Raw genomic sequence first — 13,282 nt, 5'->3', positions numbered from 1 at the left:
AGGAGCCGGGCCCTCAGCGCCCACAATCGTTCGCATGTCATCGACCGCACGCTCCGCCTCCCCCACGGGCGAGCTGCCCGCATTCGCGCGCGACTCGGACACGATCGCGAGCGCGTGGGCGCTGGCGCTGGAGACCTACCGGGCGAACGGCGGTGGCAACATCGCCGCCGACGTCGAGCACGTGGCGATCACGGCCCGGCTCCTGCACGACGCCGGCGCCGACGACGCGACCGTCGCGACAGCCGTCCTGCACGACCTGATCGAGGACACCGGCGTCGACCGCTCCGTGATCGCCGCGCGCGTCGGCGAGGAGATCGCCCGGCGCGTCGACGCGCTGACCGAGAGACCGGAGCTCGACTCCTATCCGGAGCGCAAGGCGGAGCTGCGCGCGCGGGGGATCGAGGCGGGCCGCGAGGTCGCCGCCGTGATGGCGGCCGACAAGCTCGCGCGCGCCACGCGCGCCGCCGGCGGGCGGCTGCGGCCGGAGAAGCTGCGCCACTACCAGGCGACGCTGGAGCAGCTGCGCGACGCCTTCCCCGACCTGCCGCTGCTGGGCCAGCTCGGCGAGGCGATCGAGCGGCTCAAGCCGGCCGACGCGACGAAGACCGTCGAGACGGTCGATCCGCAGCACTTCATCAACCGCGAGCTGTCGTGGCTCGACTTCAACGAGCGCGTGCTCCAGCTCGCCGAGGACGCGCACCAGCCGCTGCTCGAACGCGCCAAGTTCTGCGCGATCTACAGCTCCAACCTCGACGAGTTCTTCATGGTCCGCGTCGCCGGCGTGCACGACCAGGTCGACGCCGGCATCGAGGCGACCAGCTCCGACGGGATCCCGCCCGACGAGCTGCTGAGAGCGATCGCCGCGCGGGTGCAGGAGCTGGGCGCGCGCCAGGCGGCCGTGTACCAGGAGGTGCTGCTGCCGTCGCTGGCCGAGCACGGGATCCGGATCGTCGACTGGGACGCGCTCGACGAGCAGGAGCGCGAGCAGCTGCGCGCCCGCTTCGAGCGCGAGGTCTTCCCGGCGCTGACGCCGCTCGCGGTCGGGCCGGCGCAGCCGTTCCCCTACATCTCGAACCTCTCGCTCAGCCTCGCGGTGCTCGTGCGCGACCCCGAGACCGACCAGACCCGCTTCGCGCGCGTGAAGGTGCCGAAGGAGGGGCTCCCCCGCTTCGTGCAGATCGGCGAGGGCGCGCGCACGCTCGTGCCGATGGAGTCGGTCATCGCCGCCCACCTCGAACAGCTCTTCCGCGGGATGGAGATCGTCGCCCACGCCGTCTTCCGCGTCACCCGCGACGCCGACTTCACCGTCTCCGACGAGGCCGACGACCTGCTCGAAGCCGTCGAGGCGCAGCTGCGGCGGCGGCGCTTCGGCGAGGTCGTGCGGTTGGAGGTGAGCGCCGGGATCGACCCGACGCTGCGCGCGCGACTCGCCGCCGAGCTGTCGATCGAGAACAGCGACGTCTACGAGGTCGCCGGCCTGCTCGACTACGCCGACCTGTGGCAGGTCGTGAAGCTGCCCGGCTTCCGCGATCTGCGCAACGCGCCATGGACGCCCGTGATGCCGCCGGAGTTCGTCGAAGACGACAAGAAGCCGGCGAACCTCTTCCGCCAGCTGCGTAAGCGCGACCTGCTCGTCCACCACCCGTACGACTCGTTCTCGACCGTCGAGCAGTTCGTCCAGCAGGCGGTCGCGGACCCGAAGGTGCTCGCGATCAAGCAGACCGTCTACCGCACCAGCGACGACTCGCCGCTCGTGCCGGCGCTGATCCGCGCCGCCGAGCGCGGCAAGCAGGCGGTCGGCCTGGTCGAGCTGAAGGCGCGCTTCGACGAGCGCCAGAACATCACGTGGGCGCGCGCGCTGGAGCAGGCCGGCGTCCACGTCACGTTCGGGATGCCGGGGCTCAAGACGCACGCGAAGGCCGTGCTCGTCGTGCGGCGCGAGGGCGACGGCGTACGCCACTACGCGCACATCGGCACGGGCAACTACCACGCCGGCACCGCGCATCTCTACACCGACTTCGGCCTCTTCACCGCCGACGACGAGATCACCGCCGAGATCGCCGAGCTGTTCAACCAGCTGACCGGCTACTCGAAGCCCGAGGGCTACGAGCGCGTGCTGGTCGCGCCGCTGAACCTGCGCGACAGGATCATCGAGCAGATCGACCTGACGATCGCCGCCCACACGCCGGAGCAGCCGGCGCGGATCGCGATGAAGATGAACTCGCTCGTCGACTCCGCCTGCATCCGCGCGCTCTACCGCGCCTCGCAGGCCGGCGTGCGCGTCGAGCTGAACGTGCGCGGCGCCTGCTGCCTGCGCCCGGGTGTGTCCGGCGTGTCCGAGAACATCCGGGTCGTGTCGATCGTCGGCCGTTTCCTCGAGCACTCGCGCATCTACGCCTTCCAGCGCGACGGCGAGACGTCCATCTTCATGGGCTCCGCCGACCTGATGCCGCGCAACCTCGACTCGCGCGTGGAGCTGGTCGTCCCCGTGCAGGACGCCGACGCGCGCGCCGAGGTGCTGGACACGCTGGAGCGCTGTCTCGCGGACACCGAGAACGCGTGGGACCTGCGCGCCGACGGCACCTGGACGCACCGGCGCGTCCAGCCCGGCGACGAGCGCCGTGACGTGCAGGCGGAGCTGATGCGCGCGCACCTGGCGCGCGCCGAGCACGTAGAGGCGTGAGCGAGCACCTGCGTGACGGCGGCCGCGGGGTCGTCCAGAGAACCGCGGTCATCGACCTCGGCTCCAACAGCTTCAGGCTCGTGGTCTTCTCCGTCGGCGAGAGCAGATGGTGGAAGCGGACCGACGAGCTGTCCGAGATGGTCCGGCTCGGCGGCGACCTCGGCCCGAACGGCGAGCTGTCGCCGCAGCGGATGGCGCACGCGCTGGAGACGCTGCGGGTGTTCGCGGCGTTCTGCGCGACGAGCGGGATCAGAACCGACCAGATAGAGGCCGTCGGCACGAGCGCGATCCGCGACGCGCCCAACGGCGAGGAGTTCGTGCAGCGCGCGCGGCGCGCGACGGGCCTGCCGATCCGGATCCTCTCCCAGCGCGACGAGGCGTGGTTCTCCTACGTCTCGGCGGTCAACCAGACGTCGCTGACCGACGGCATCGTGCTCGACATCGGCGGCGGCTCGCTGGAGCTGGTCGCGGTCGAGCGGCGGCAGGCGGAGGAGTGCGTCTCGTGGCCGCTCGGCGCCGTCCGCACGACCGAGAGATTCCTGCCCGGCGACGGCCCGACCTCGGCGAAGCAGATGGCGGCGCTGCGCGAGCATGCGCTGGAGCAGTTCGCGACCGCGCCGTGGGTCGCGACCGCCGGGCGCGACCACCTCGTCGGGATCGGCGGGGCGGTGCGCAACCTCGCGACGGCGGCGATCCGCGCGGCCGAGCTCCCGCTCGACAGCGTTCAGGGCTTCGTGCTGACGCCGCACGCGCTCGACACGCTCGTCGAGCAGCTGGCGGAGCGCGCGCCGGAGGAGCGTGAGCGCGTGCCGGGCATCAAGCGCGGTCGCGCCGAGGTGATCCTCGGCGGGGCGGTCGTGTTGCAGGCCGTGCTGGAGGCGACCGGCGCACCCGGCATCGAGGTGATCGAGGCCGGCCTGCGCGAGGGGATCTTCCTCGCCAACCAGCTCGCGCCCGCCGACCCGCCGATCGTGCCCGACGTGCGCGTCGCGAGCGTCACGAACCTCGCGCGCCAGCACGGCGTCGACCTCGTCCACGCCGAGCACATCGCCGAGCTGGCCGACCAGCTCGTCGCGGCGCTGCCGGGCGCCGGCCTGCCGGCCCCCGGCGAGCCGGAGCTGGTCGACGCGGCGGCGCTGCTGCACGACGTCGGGATGGCCGTCGACTACGACGACCACCACAAGCACTCCAGCTACCTGATCCTCGGCTCCGGCCTGCCCGGCTTCACGCCGCGCGAGGTCGCGCTGATCGCGCTGATGGCGCGCTACCACCGCAAGGGCACGCCGTCGCTCGGCAGCGCCGCCGCGCTCTGCGAGCCGGGCGACGACGAGCTGCTGCTGCGCGGCGCCGCGCTGCTGCGGATCGCCGAGCAGCTGGAGCGCAACCGCGACCAGGTCGTGCGCGGCGCGCGGCTGCGGCGCGCACCGGGCGACGACGACGGCGTCGTGCTGGAGCTGGACGCCGACGGCGACACCGTCGTCGCCGAGTGGGGCGCCGAGCGCCAGGGCGACCTCTTCGCCCGCGCTTTCGGCGCCCCGTTGACGGTCGCGCGCAGCTAGGCGGGGACCGCCTCCGCCTCGGCGCGGTCGGCCTCGCCGTTGCGCGCCGCCGACGCCGCCTGGCTGCGATGGCCGGGCACCAGCAGCGCCGCGACCACGCCGACGGCGAGCACCGCGCTGCCGACCCACAGCGCCGCGACGAGGCCGTCGGTGAACGCCTGCGGCGAGGCGTAGGAGCCGGCGCCGGCGAAGACGGTCGAGAGGACCGAGACGCCGAGCACGCCGCCGATCTCGCGGATCGTGTTGGTCGCGCCCGAGGCCTGGCCCGCCTCCTGCGTGCGGACCGACGAGAGGACGGCGTTGGCGGCCGGCGCGAACACGAGCGCCATGCCCGCTCCCGCCATCACGAACGGCACCACGAGCGCGCCGTAGGCGATGTCCGGCGTCGAGATCGCCGCGAGCCAGGCGAGCGCGCCGGCCTGCAGCGCCAGCCCGGCCGCCATCAGCGGCCGCGAGCCGATCCGGTCGGAGAAGATCCCCGCCAGCGGCGCGACGATCATCGTCGTGCCGGTCCACGGCAGCGTCCGCAGCCCGGCCTCCAGCGGCGAGTAGTCCTGCGCAGTCTGGAAGAACTGCGCCAGCAGGAAGATCGAGCCGAAGACGCCGAAGAACATCGCCAGCGAGACGCCGCTGGTCGCGCTGAACGCGCGGCTCTTGAAGAAGCGCATCGGCAGCATCGGCTCCGGCGTGCGCAGCTCCCAGGCGACGAACGCGCCCAGCAGCACGAGCCCGCCGATCATCGCGCCGAGCACCGTCGCGCTGGTCCAGCCGAGCGCCTCCGCCCGCACGATCCCGAACGTGATGCCGAGCAGGCCGGCGCCGGCGAGGCCGAGGCCGGGCAGGTCGAGCGTGCGGTTCGGCCCGCGCGACTCCGTCAGGCGCGTCAGTGCGAGCGGGATCAGGACGATCCCGATCGGCACGTTGAGCCAGAAGATCCAATGCCAGGTGATGCCTTCGACGACGGCGCCGCCGGCGAGCGGCCCGAGCGCGACGCCGAGGCCGCTGACGCCCGACCAGATGCCGAGCGCGAGGCCGCGCTTGCCGGCGGGGAACGCCTCCGACAGGAGCGTCAGGGTGAGCGGCGTGACGGCCGCCGCGCCGATCCCCTGGACCGCGCGGGCGGCGATCAGCGCCTCGGTCGTGGGCGCGAGCGCCGCCGCGGCGGACGCGAGCGTGAAGACGCCGAGCCCGAACGCGAAGACGCGGCGGCGGCCGAGCCGGTCGCCGAGCGCGGCGGCCGGCAGCAGCAGCACGGCGAAGCCGAGCGTGTAGGCGTTGACGGTCCAGCCCAACGAGGCGAGCGACGCATCGAGGTCGGTGCGGATCGACGGCAGCGCGGTCGTGACGACGAGGTTGTCGAGCGTGACCATGAAGAGCGCGATGCTCGTGATGATCGAAGTCCAGATCTGACGTGAGCGGGTCATCCCGCCTGCTCCTTCGGTTCGGGGATCATGGTGTGTAATCAGTCACTCACTCAGTGGGCAAAAAAAGAGGCCGGCGCGCGGCCTGCTCAGCCGGCGGCAGCCGGGTCGGTAGGTGTCGCCGCCGGCGGGGCGCATTGCTGCGCCGCCTCGTCGCCGAGCAGGCTGCGCACCCACGCCGCGTCGACCGCCGGCGCGTCCATCCCGGCGAGCACGGTGATCAGCATCCCGTGCGCGAAGAACGAGCGCAGCTCCTCGTCGTCGGCGCCGGACAGTCTCCGCACCAGCTCCCACATCTCGGCATAGCCTCTGCGGGCGGCATCGCGGATCACGCCCTCGTCGCCGGCCGCGGCCGCGAACGCCTGCAGCGTCGACTGGAGCGTGGTGCGATCCTGCGTCAGCTCGACGTAGGCGAGGCCCATGCCGTCGAGCGGGTCGACGCCGTCGGCGCGGGCGCGCTCGGCACCGGCGCGCATCGCGGCGCGGAGCCGCTCGTAACAGCGCTCGACCGCGGCGACGTAGAGCTCTTCCTTTGTCGGGAAGAGCCGGAAGAGGTAGGCCTGCGAGATGCCGGCGGCCTTGGCTATCGCCGTCGTCGGCGTGCCGTGGAAGCCGCGCTCCGCGAACGCGACGGCCGCCGCCTCGATCAGCGCCTCGCGGCGCTCGGCGGCGGTGGAGAGCTGGCGGCTCGCAGCGGACATCGGGTGTGAGTATGCACTCACTCACACCCGATGTCAAGACTGCTGACGCTCAGCCCTTGAGGCCGTTCGTCGCGTAGCGGATCAGCTTCGTCGTGCCCGTCATTCTCTGGCCGTTGGCGTTGAGCACCGTCGTCTTGACGTTCATCGTGCCGCGCGAACGCAGCAGGCTCTTGCCGAGGTCGTTGAGGGTGATGTGCACGATCCCGCCGTTGTTGGCTCTGATCGTGTAGCCGTTGCGCTCGCCGAGCAGCTTGCCGCTGCGCTCGAGTCTCATGCTGCCTCTGCACTCGACGCCGCCGAAGCAACCGAGGAAGACGCCGCCGACGCCGTTCTGGTCGGTGAACGACGTGTGGCCGAAGAACGACAGTCTCGTCGAGCCCGTGCCGCTGGTGACGAATGTTCTGTCGTCACCGGTGGCGACGGTGTTGTTCGGGCCGACCGCGACGAGGCGGTAGTGGTACGTCGTGTCGGTTCTCAGCCCGCTCAGGCCGGCCTGCACCGCGACGGCTCTCGTGCCGGCGCCGGCACCCTGCGGCGGCGTCTGGCTGCCGTAGTTGGTCGTCTCGCCGAACTCGAAGTAGTACGAGGTCGGGCGGCCCTGCGGGTTGACGGTGCCGTTGACGGTCGCGCCCGCGATCGTCGCGGCGGCGGAGCCGGTCGTCGCGACCGGCTTCGGCGCCGGCGGCGGCGCCGTGCCGGTCGTTCTGAAGGTCGCGTCGGCGCCGACGGTCGTGCCCGACGCGTTCGTCGCGATGACGCGGTAGTGGTACTCGGTGCCGGGCGTCAGCTCGTCGACGTCGGCGGTGACCGCTCTGTCGGTCGAGTCGGAGCCGACCGTCACCGGTCTCGTCTGCCGGCCGTAGTCGGCCGTCGTGCCGTACTGGAACGCGAAGCTCGTCGCCTCGCCCTGCGCGTTGACGGTGCCGTTGAGCGCCGCTCTCGTGTCGGTGATGTTCGACGTCGTGCCGGTCGCCACTGTGGGCGCACCTGCCGCAAGAGCGCTGGAAGAGAGCACAGCCGTGCTCGCGAACAGCGCGAGGGTCACGACGCCAAGTGCAGCGAATCGCCGCATGGGACCTCCGTAGTCGGGTCGTTGGCGTATGCGTGCTTCAACCGGCTGCGGCCGCCCGAGTTGCGCGGTAAGTCGTTCCAGTGACCTACCGCACAGGTTCTTGCAGCTCGAGCCGGATCAGCTCGGCGCGCGAGCTGATGCCGAGCTTGCGGAAGACCTTGCGCAGGTGGTAGTCGACCGTGCGCGGGCTGATGAACAGCTGCGCCGCGACCTCGCGGTTCATCGCCCCGCCCGCGACCGAGCGGACGATCTGCAGCTCCTGCGGCGTCAGCTGGTCGATCGTGCTCGGGTCGCGTCTGCGCGCGGTCTCGCCGCTCGCGCGCAGCTCGGCGCGCGCCCGCTCGGCCCAGACCGGCGCGCCGATCCGCTCGAACGTGTCGAGCGCGGCGCGCAGGTGGACGCGCGCGTCGACGCGGCGGCGCTCGCGCCGCAGGAACTCGCCGAACAGCAGCTCCGTGCGTGCCTCGTCGAAGCGCTGGTCGTTGCCGGCGTGCAGCTCGAGCGACCGCTCGAACAGCCGCTCGGCCTCCGCCGGGTCCTCGGCGTACAGCGCACGGCAGCGATCCAGCTGCGCCAGCATCGGCATCGCGCCCGTCCGCAGCACCCACTCCTCGTAGCCGGCGAACAGGTCGCGACACGCCTCCGGGCGGCCCGCGCGCACCGACGCCTCGACGAACGCCGCGAGGCTGTAGTGCGCGATGCCGGGATGGTGCGGCACCGGCCCGCCGCGCCACATCTGCTCGAACTGCGCGACCGCCTCGTCCGCGCGACCGCGCGCGAGCGCGGCGTCGGCGAGCGCCGCGCGCACGCTCGTGAGCGGATGCGCCAGACGCCGTCGCATCGCCTCCTCCAGCACCGCCGCCAGCTGCGCGACCCCCTCCTCCTCGCGCCCGCGCAACAGCGCCAGGTTGCCGAGCGTCGCCGCGTGCAGGCAGGCGGTGTTCGGCTGGCCGGTCTCGCGGGCGAGCCGCAGCGCCTCCTGCGCGTTCGCCTCGGCGGTCGCGAAGTCGCCGCGCATCAGGTCGTCGACGACGACGCCCGCGAGCGCCCACGCGAGCGTCCCGGCAGCCCCGCGCGTCCGCGCCTGCGCGACCGAGCGCGCGCGCAGGCGACGCCCGAGGTCGTACTCGCCGACGCCCCACGCGAGCCCGCCGGCGCGCGCGAGCGACTCGGGCGCGTCGAGGCGCTCCAGCGCGGCGGCCAGCTCCGCGGGCAGCGGCTGGGGATGCTCCTCCTGCGCCATCGCGACGCGCGCGAGCATCAGCCGCAGCACCTCGGCGTCGTCACCCTCCGCCAGCGGCGCCATCCGCTGCGCGAGCCCCGCGAGCTGGTCCATCACCGTGAGGTCGCCGGCATGGAAGGCGCTGTCGGCGGCGGCGTTCAGCAGCCGCACGGCGCGATGCGGATCGATCGCGACCGCCTCCTCCGCGGCCGGCACCAGCAGCGCGACCGACTCCTCGGGGATCCCGCTGCGCTGCTCGATCAGCCCGCGCAGCAGGCGGACGTCGAGCTGGGCGACGTCGTCCCCGGGCTCGGCCCGCCCCTCCGCCGCGTCGAGCAGCGCGAGTGCGCGCCCCGTGTCGCCGCCGTGCCACGCCGCGTCGGCAGCGCCCAGCAGCCGACGCACACGCAACGGCTCGTCGGACGTCAGCTCGGCCGCGCGCGCCAGCTCCGCGGCCGCGGCCGCATGGCCGGAGCGGCGCAGGGTCTTCTCCGCCGAGCACTCCAGCTCGCGCGCAACCTCCTCGTCGGGCCCCTCGGCGGCGGCGGCGCGGTGCCACGCGCGGCGGCTGTCGTCGCCGACGCCGCTGCGCGCGAGCGCGGCGTGCGCGGCGCGGCGGTCGGCTGCGCTGGCGCCGTGGTAGACGGCCGAGCGCACGAGGGGGTGGTGGAAGGCGACCATCGCGCCGTCGACGTGCACCAGCTCGGCGAGGCCGGCCGAATCGAGCGCGCTCGCGTCGAGCTCCAGCAGATCCGCCGCCGCGCGGATCGTCGCGAGCTGACCGCTGCCCTCGGCCGCTGCCAGCAGCAACAGCCGCTGCACCGCCGGCCCGCGCCGCCGCGCCCGTTCGAGGAACGCCTGCTCCAGCTCGCCGGCGAGCGGCAGCGGCTCGCGCGCGGGGTCGTGGCCGGCGAGCTGCCAGCCGGTCAGCGCACCCGGCAGCTCGATCAGCGCGAGCGGGTTGCCGCCCGTCACGCGCATCAGCGCCTCGCGGGTGGCGGGCGCGACGCGGTTGCCCCAGCGCTCGTCGAGCAGCGCGCTCGCGTCGCCGTCGCCGAGCCCCGTGAGCCGCAGCTCCGCGATCCCCGCCGTGTCGACCGGTACGGCCTCGTCGTCGCGGATCCCCAGCAGCAGCGCGATCGGCTCCGCACGCAGCCGCCGCGCGGCGAACGCGAGCGCGTCGCGCGAGGCCGCGTCGGCCCACTGGAGATCGTCGACGACGCACAGCAGAGGCCGCTCTCCCGCCGCCTCGGACAGCAGCGTGAGCGCGGCGACGCCGACGAGGAACGGCGTCGCACCGGCTGTCTCGCCCGGGGCGGCCGGCTCGCCCGGCGCGGCCGGCTCGCTCTCGGCGAGTCCGAAGGCGCAGTCGAGCGCGCGCCGCTGCGGCGGCGGCAGCACGTCGGCATGGTCGAGCAGCGGCAGCAGCAGCTGGTGCAGCGTCGCGTACGCGAGCGCCGACTCCGCCTCGACGCCGACCGCGCGCAGGACGCGCATCGGCGCCGTGCCGGGAGCGGCGCCGGGCGCGGCCGCTCTCGCCGTCGCGATCGCCGCGTCGAGCAGCGCCGACTTCCCGATCCCCGGCTCGCCGCGCAGCGCCAGCACGCCCCCGTCCCCTGCTCGCGCCCCGGCGAGCACGCGGCCGATCGCCACGAGCTCGGACTCACGTCCGTGCAACATCGGGCGATCGTACTGGCGACTCACCGGCGGAGGACTGGCGATGCGCGTGATGCGAGCGGTGCGGCGCGGGTCTAGTGTCGCGGCCATGACCAGATACGCGATCGAGGCCGAGGGCCTCACCAAGAGCTACGGGGAGGTGCGTGCGCTCGACGGCGTCAGCTTCCAGGTGCCCGCGGGCACGATCTTCGGGCTGCTCGGCCCCAACGGCGCGGGCAAGTCGACGACGGTGAAGATCCTCACGACGCTGTCGGCGCCCGACGCCGGCAGCGCGCGCGTGGCAGGGATCGACGTGCTGCGCGACCCCGCCGCCGCGCGCCGCGCGCTCGGCGTCGTCGGCCAGAAGCACGCCGTCGACAGAGAGGCGACCGGGCGCGAGAACCTGGAGCTGCAGGGCCGGCTGCACGGACTCGGCGGCGCGGAGCTGCGCAGGCGAGCGCAGGAGCTGCTCGAGCGCTTCACGCTCGCCGACGCCGCCGACCGGCTCGCCGGCACCTACTCCGGCGGCATGCAGCGGCGGCTCGACGTCGCGCTCGGGCTCATCCAGCGGCCGCAGGTGCTGTTCCTCGACGAGCCGACGACCGGCCTCGATCCCGAGGTGCGCGCCGACATGTGGAATGAGATCGGACGCCTCGCACGGGAGGACGGGCTGACGATCCTGCTGACGACGCACTACCTGGAGGAGGCCGACAAGCTCGCGTCCCAGCTCGCGATCGTCGATCGCGGGAAGGTCGTCGCCGAGGGCACGCCGGAGCAGCTCAAGGGCGAGCTGCGCGGCGAGGCGATCCACGTCGAGCTGGCGGACGACGTCGCCGGCGAGGGCACGGTCCACGCCGCGCTCGCGGGCGTCGACGGCGTCCGCGAGGTCGTGCTGGAGGGCCGCGCGCTGCGCGCCCGCGCCGACCACGGCGCGCGTGCGGTGCCGAGCGTGCTGGCGGCACTGGAGGCCGGCGGGCTGACCGTCGCCTCGGTGACCGTCGCGCGGCCGTCGCTCGACGACGTCTACCTGCGCTACGCGGGGCGGAGCTTCGGCGACGCCGCCTCCGACGGCGCGAGCGAAACCGAGACCGCGACCGTGGGGAGCCGCTGAGATGTCCGCGACGCTGACACATTCCTGGTGGCTGACCGTCCGGCAGCTGCGCGCCCTGTGGCGCCAGCCGTGGTGGATCGCGATCTCGCTCGCGCAGCCGATCATCTGGCTGCTGCTGTTCGGCCAGCTGTTCCGCTCGATCGTCGAGCTGCCGGGCTTCGGCAGCGACTCGTACGCAGACTTCCTGACGCCCGGCATCGTCGTGATGACCGCGATGTTCTCCGGCGGCTGGCACGGGATGGGGATGCTCGACGACCTCGACCGCGGGATCCTCGACCGCTTCCTGACGTCCCCGTCGAGCCGCGTCGCGCTGATCGCCGGGCCGCTCGCGCAGCTCGCGATCGTGACCGCGATCCAGACGCTGATCATCGTCGGGCTCGGCGTCGTCGTCGGCGCCGACTTCGCCGGCGGCGTGCCCGGCGTGCTCGTGCTGATCGTCGCCGCGGTGCTGCTCGGGACGGCCGTCGGCGCGCTCTCGATCGGGCTTGCGCTCGTGACGCGCAGACAGGAGACGATGATCGGCGCCGTGCAGTTCGTGACGCTGCCGCTGACGTTCCTCTCCGGCGCGTTCATGAACCTGTCGCTCGCGCCGGCGTGGATCGAGTCGATCGCGCGCTTCAACCCGGTCAACTGGGCGGTCGAGGCCGGCCGTGAAGCGCTCACCGCCGAGGACGTCGACTGGGGGATGGTCGGCACCCGCCTCGGCCTGCTCGCGCTGCTGACCGTGCTGTGCGGCTGGGTCGCGACGCGCGCCTTCCGCTCCTACCAGCGGTCGGTCTAGACGGTCGCCGCCGGATCCGGGCGCAGCTCGACGAGCACGAGGTGGTTGCCGTAGAGGTCGGCGAAATGGATGAACGCGCTGCCCTGCGCCTCCTGCGGCTCCTCGAAGGTGTCGACGCCCGCCTCCCTCGCCGCCGCGATCGCGGCGGCGAGGTCGCCGGTGTAGAGCACCAGCAGCGGCTCGCCGCCGGTCTGCCGCCCGATCCGCTCTGCGCCGTCCTCGCCCGCCGGCTCCAGCAGCCACAGTCCGACGCCCGGCTGCGACGACAGCCCGACGTGGAGGAAACGCCGGCCGTCCGGCAGCGGCTGGTCGTGCAGCGTCTCGAAGCCGAGCTTCGCGTAGAAGTCGCGCGCCTCGTCGTAGTCGCGCACGAGCACGACGGTGCGGCCGATGGTGTCGATCATCGGCCGCAGTCTGACGTTTGACCGCCCGGATCGACGTTGGTAGCTTATCGCTCCTTTTAAATGTATTTCGGCGTGGCCAGAGCGCCGCGTCAACCCGAGAGGAGCTGCAGCATGCGTCGATCCAGGACCGGCCTCATCGCAGCGCTCGTCGTATTGAGCGCCTTCGCCGCGAGCGCCGCGAGCGCTCAAGCGGCAGGAGTGAGAATCAGCCCGTCAGGCGGAATAACCGCAACGTCGATCGGGACGGTCAACTTCAACTCCCCGATAGCGACGCTCGGTTGCAACGTCACCGTCGTGGGGACCGCCAACCCAGGGCCGATAGCCATCAACGGAGTGGCCGGCGTAGCGACGAGCATCACCGTGTCCCCCAACCCGTGCAGAGGATTCGCCGTCAGAATTCTAGGACTGCCCTGGTCAGCGCTCACCGTCAGCCTAAGCCTATTGCCGACCGGCGCGCTATTCGTGCTTCAGAACGTTCAATTCCAGGTCGGCCCGTGCCTATACACCGCGAACGTTCCCTTCCTATACTCCAACGCCAGAGGGGGAGACACGATACTACCCAACGTCTTCACCAGCACGATACCGGCGTGCGGCAGAGGCTCGATATCCAGCGCCGGATTCACTGTCACGCCCAGATTGACGATCACCTGATTGGGCCACGCGCCTCGTCCT

Annotated in this window: 10 protein-coding genes; 5 read left to right on the top strand and 5 right to left on the bottom strand. The window is 72.9% G+C overall.

All coding sequences use genetic code 11. From position 1 onward, the window contains the following. Positions 1 to 34: 34 nt before the first annotated feature. A complete protein-coding gene (gene ppk1, locus CWOE_RS04865; protein WP_012932459.1) occupies positions 35 to 2,683 on the top strand; it encodes a polyphosphate kinase 1 in 2,649 nt (882 codons plus the stop codon). Continuing rightward, positions 2,680 to 4,242 (top strand): Ppx/GppA phosphatase family protein, encoded by a 1,563-nt coding sequence (locus CWOE_RS04860; protein ID WP_012932458.1) that lies wholly within the window; start codon positions 2,680 to 2,682, stop codon positions 4,240 to 4,242. Before ppk1 ends, CWOE_RS04860 begins: the two co-directional genes overlap by 4 nt. Here the strand turns inward: CWOE_RS04860 and CWOE_RS04855 are convergent. From CWOE_RS04855 to CWOE_RS04840, 4 genes are all read right to left on the bottom strand, one after another. Further along, the gene (locus CWOE_RS04855; protein ID WP_012932457.1) at positions 4,239 to 5,666 is read right to left on the bottom strand and encodes a DHA2 family efflux MFS transporter permease subunit; all 1,428 of its coding nucleotides are present in this window, start codon (positions 5,664 to 5,666) and stop codon (positions 4,239 to 4,241) included. The genes CWOE_RS04860 and CWOE_RS04855 overlap by 4 nt on opposite strands. Positions 5,667 to 5,752: 86 nt before the next feature. Next, entirely contained in the window at positions 5,753 to 6,364 is a 612-nt protein-coding gene (locus CWOE_RS04850) for a TetR/AcrR family transcriptional regulator (RefSeq protein ID WP_012932456.1), read from the bottom strand. A 49-nt stretch (positions 6,365 to 6,413) separates the two neighbouring features. Then, on the bottom strand, positions 6,414 to 7,340 hold the full coding sequence (locus CWOE_RS04845; RefSeq protein WP_041730117.1) for a hypothetical protein: 927 nt from the start codon (positions 7,338 to 7,340) through the stop codon (positions 6,414 to 6,416). 181 nt (positions 7,341 to 7,521) lie between these two features. Continuing rightward, entirely contained in the window at positions 7,522 to 10,338 is a 2,817-nt protein-coding gene (locus CWOE_RS04840) for a helix-turn-helix transcriptional regulator (protein WP_012932454.1), read from the bottom strand. An 85-nt stretch (positions 10,339 to 10,423) separates the two neighbouring features. Here CWOE_RS04840 and CWOE_RS04835 point away from each other — a divergent pair, with 85 nt between their 5' ends. After that, positions 10,424 to 11,425, top strand: a complete 1,002-nt coding sequence (locus CWOE_RS04835) for a daunorubicin resistance protein DrrA family ABC transporter ATP-binding protein (RefSeq protein ID WP_041730114.1) — start codon at positions 10,424 to 10,426, stop codon at positions 11,423 to 11,425. A 1-nt stretch (position 11,426) separates the two neighbouring features. Further along, positions 11,427 to 12,206, top strand: coding sequence for an ABC transporter permease (locus tag CWOE_RS04830; protein WP_012932452.1), 780 nt, complete (start codon positions 11,427 to 11,429; stop codon positions 12,204 to 12,206). Here CWOE_RS04830 and CWOE_RS04825 read toward each other — a convergent pair. Beyond that, on the bottom strand, positions 12,203 to 12,610 hold the full coding sequence (locus CWOE_RS04825) for a VOC family protein (protein ID WP_012932451.1): 408 nt from the start codon (positions 12,608 to 12,610) through the stop codon (positions 12,203 to 12,205). The two genes, CWOE_RS04830 and CWOE_RS04825, sit on opposite strands and share 4 nt — an antisense overlap. A gap of 111 nt (positions 12,611 to 12,721) precedes the next feature. On the opposite strand from CWOE_RS04825, the gene CWOE_RS31840 reads away from it, so the two are divergent. Continuing rightward, the gene (locus CWOE_RS31840) at positions 12,722 to 13,261 is read left to right on the top strand and encodes a hypothetical protein (RefSeq protein ID WP_012932450.1); all 540 of its coding nucleotides are present in this window, start codon (positions 12,722 to 12,724) and stop codon (positions 13,259 to 13,261) included. Positions 13,262 to 13,282: the final 21 nt, after the last annotated feature.

The organism is Conexibacter woesei DSM 14684 (assembly GCF_000025265.1).
GTDB lineage: Bacteria > Actinomycetota > Thermoleophilia > Solirubrobacterales > Solirubrobacteraceae > Conexibacter > Conexibacter woesei.
The sequence above is the reverse complement of the archived record's forward strand: the minus strand, read 5'-3'. Positions and strand labels throughout refer to the sequence as shown.

Bases quoted from the DNA above. Each gene is read 5' to 3' on its own strand.
- CWOE_RS04835 (WP_041730114.1), top strand. From the start codon at position 10,424: ATGACCAGATACGCGATCGAGGCCGAGGGCCTCACCAAGAGCTACGGG.
- CWOE_RS31840 (WP_012932450.1), top strand. From the start codon at position 12,722: ATGCGTCGATCCAGGACCGGCCTCATCGCAGCGCTCGTCGTATTGAGC.
- CWOE_RS04825 (WP_012932451.1), bottom strand. From the start codon at position 12,610: ATGATCGACACCATCGGCCGCACCGTCGTGCTCGTGCGCGACTACGAC.
- CWOE_RS04850 (WP_012932456.1), bottom strand. From the start codon at position 6,364: ATGTCCGCTGCGAGCCGCCAGCTCTCCACCGCCGCCGAGCGCCGCGAG.
- CWOE_RS04855 (WP_012932457.1), bottom strand. From the start codon at position 5,666: ATGACCCGCTCACGTCAGATCTGGACTTCGATCATCACGAGCATCGCG.
- ppk1 (WP_012932459.1), top strand. From the start codon at position 35: ATGTCATCGACCGCACGCTCCGCCTCCCCCACGGGCGAGCTGCCCGCA.
- CWOE_RS04830 (WP_012932452.1), top strand. From the start codon at position 11,427: ATGTCCGCGACGCTGACACATTCCTGGTGGCTGACCGTCCGGCAGCTG.
- CWOE_RS04840 (WP_012932454.1), bottom strand. From the start codon at position 10,338: ATGTTGCACGGACGTGAGTCCGAGCTCGTGGCGATCGGCCGCGTGCTC.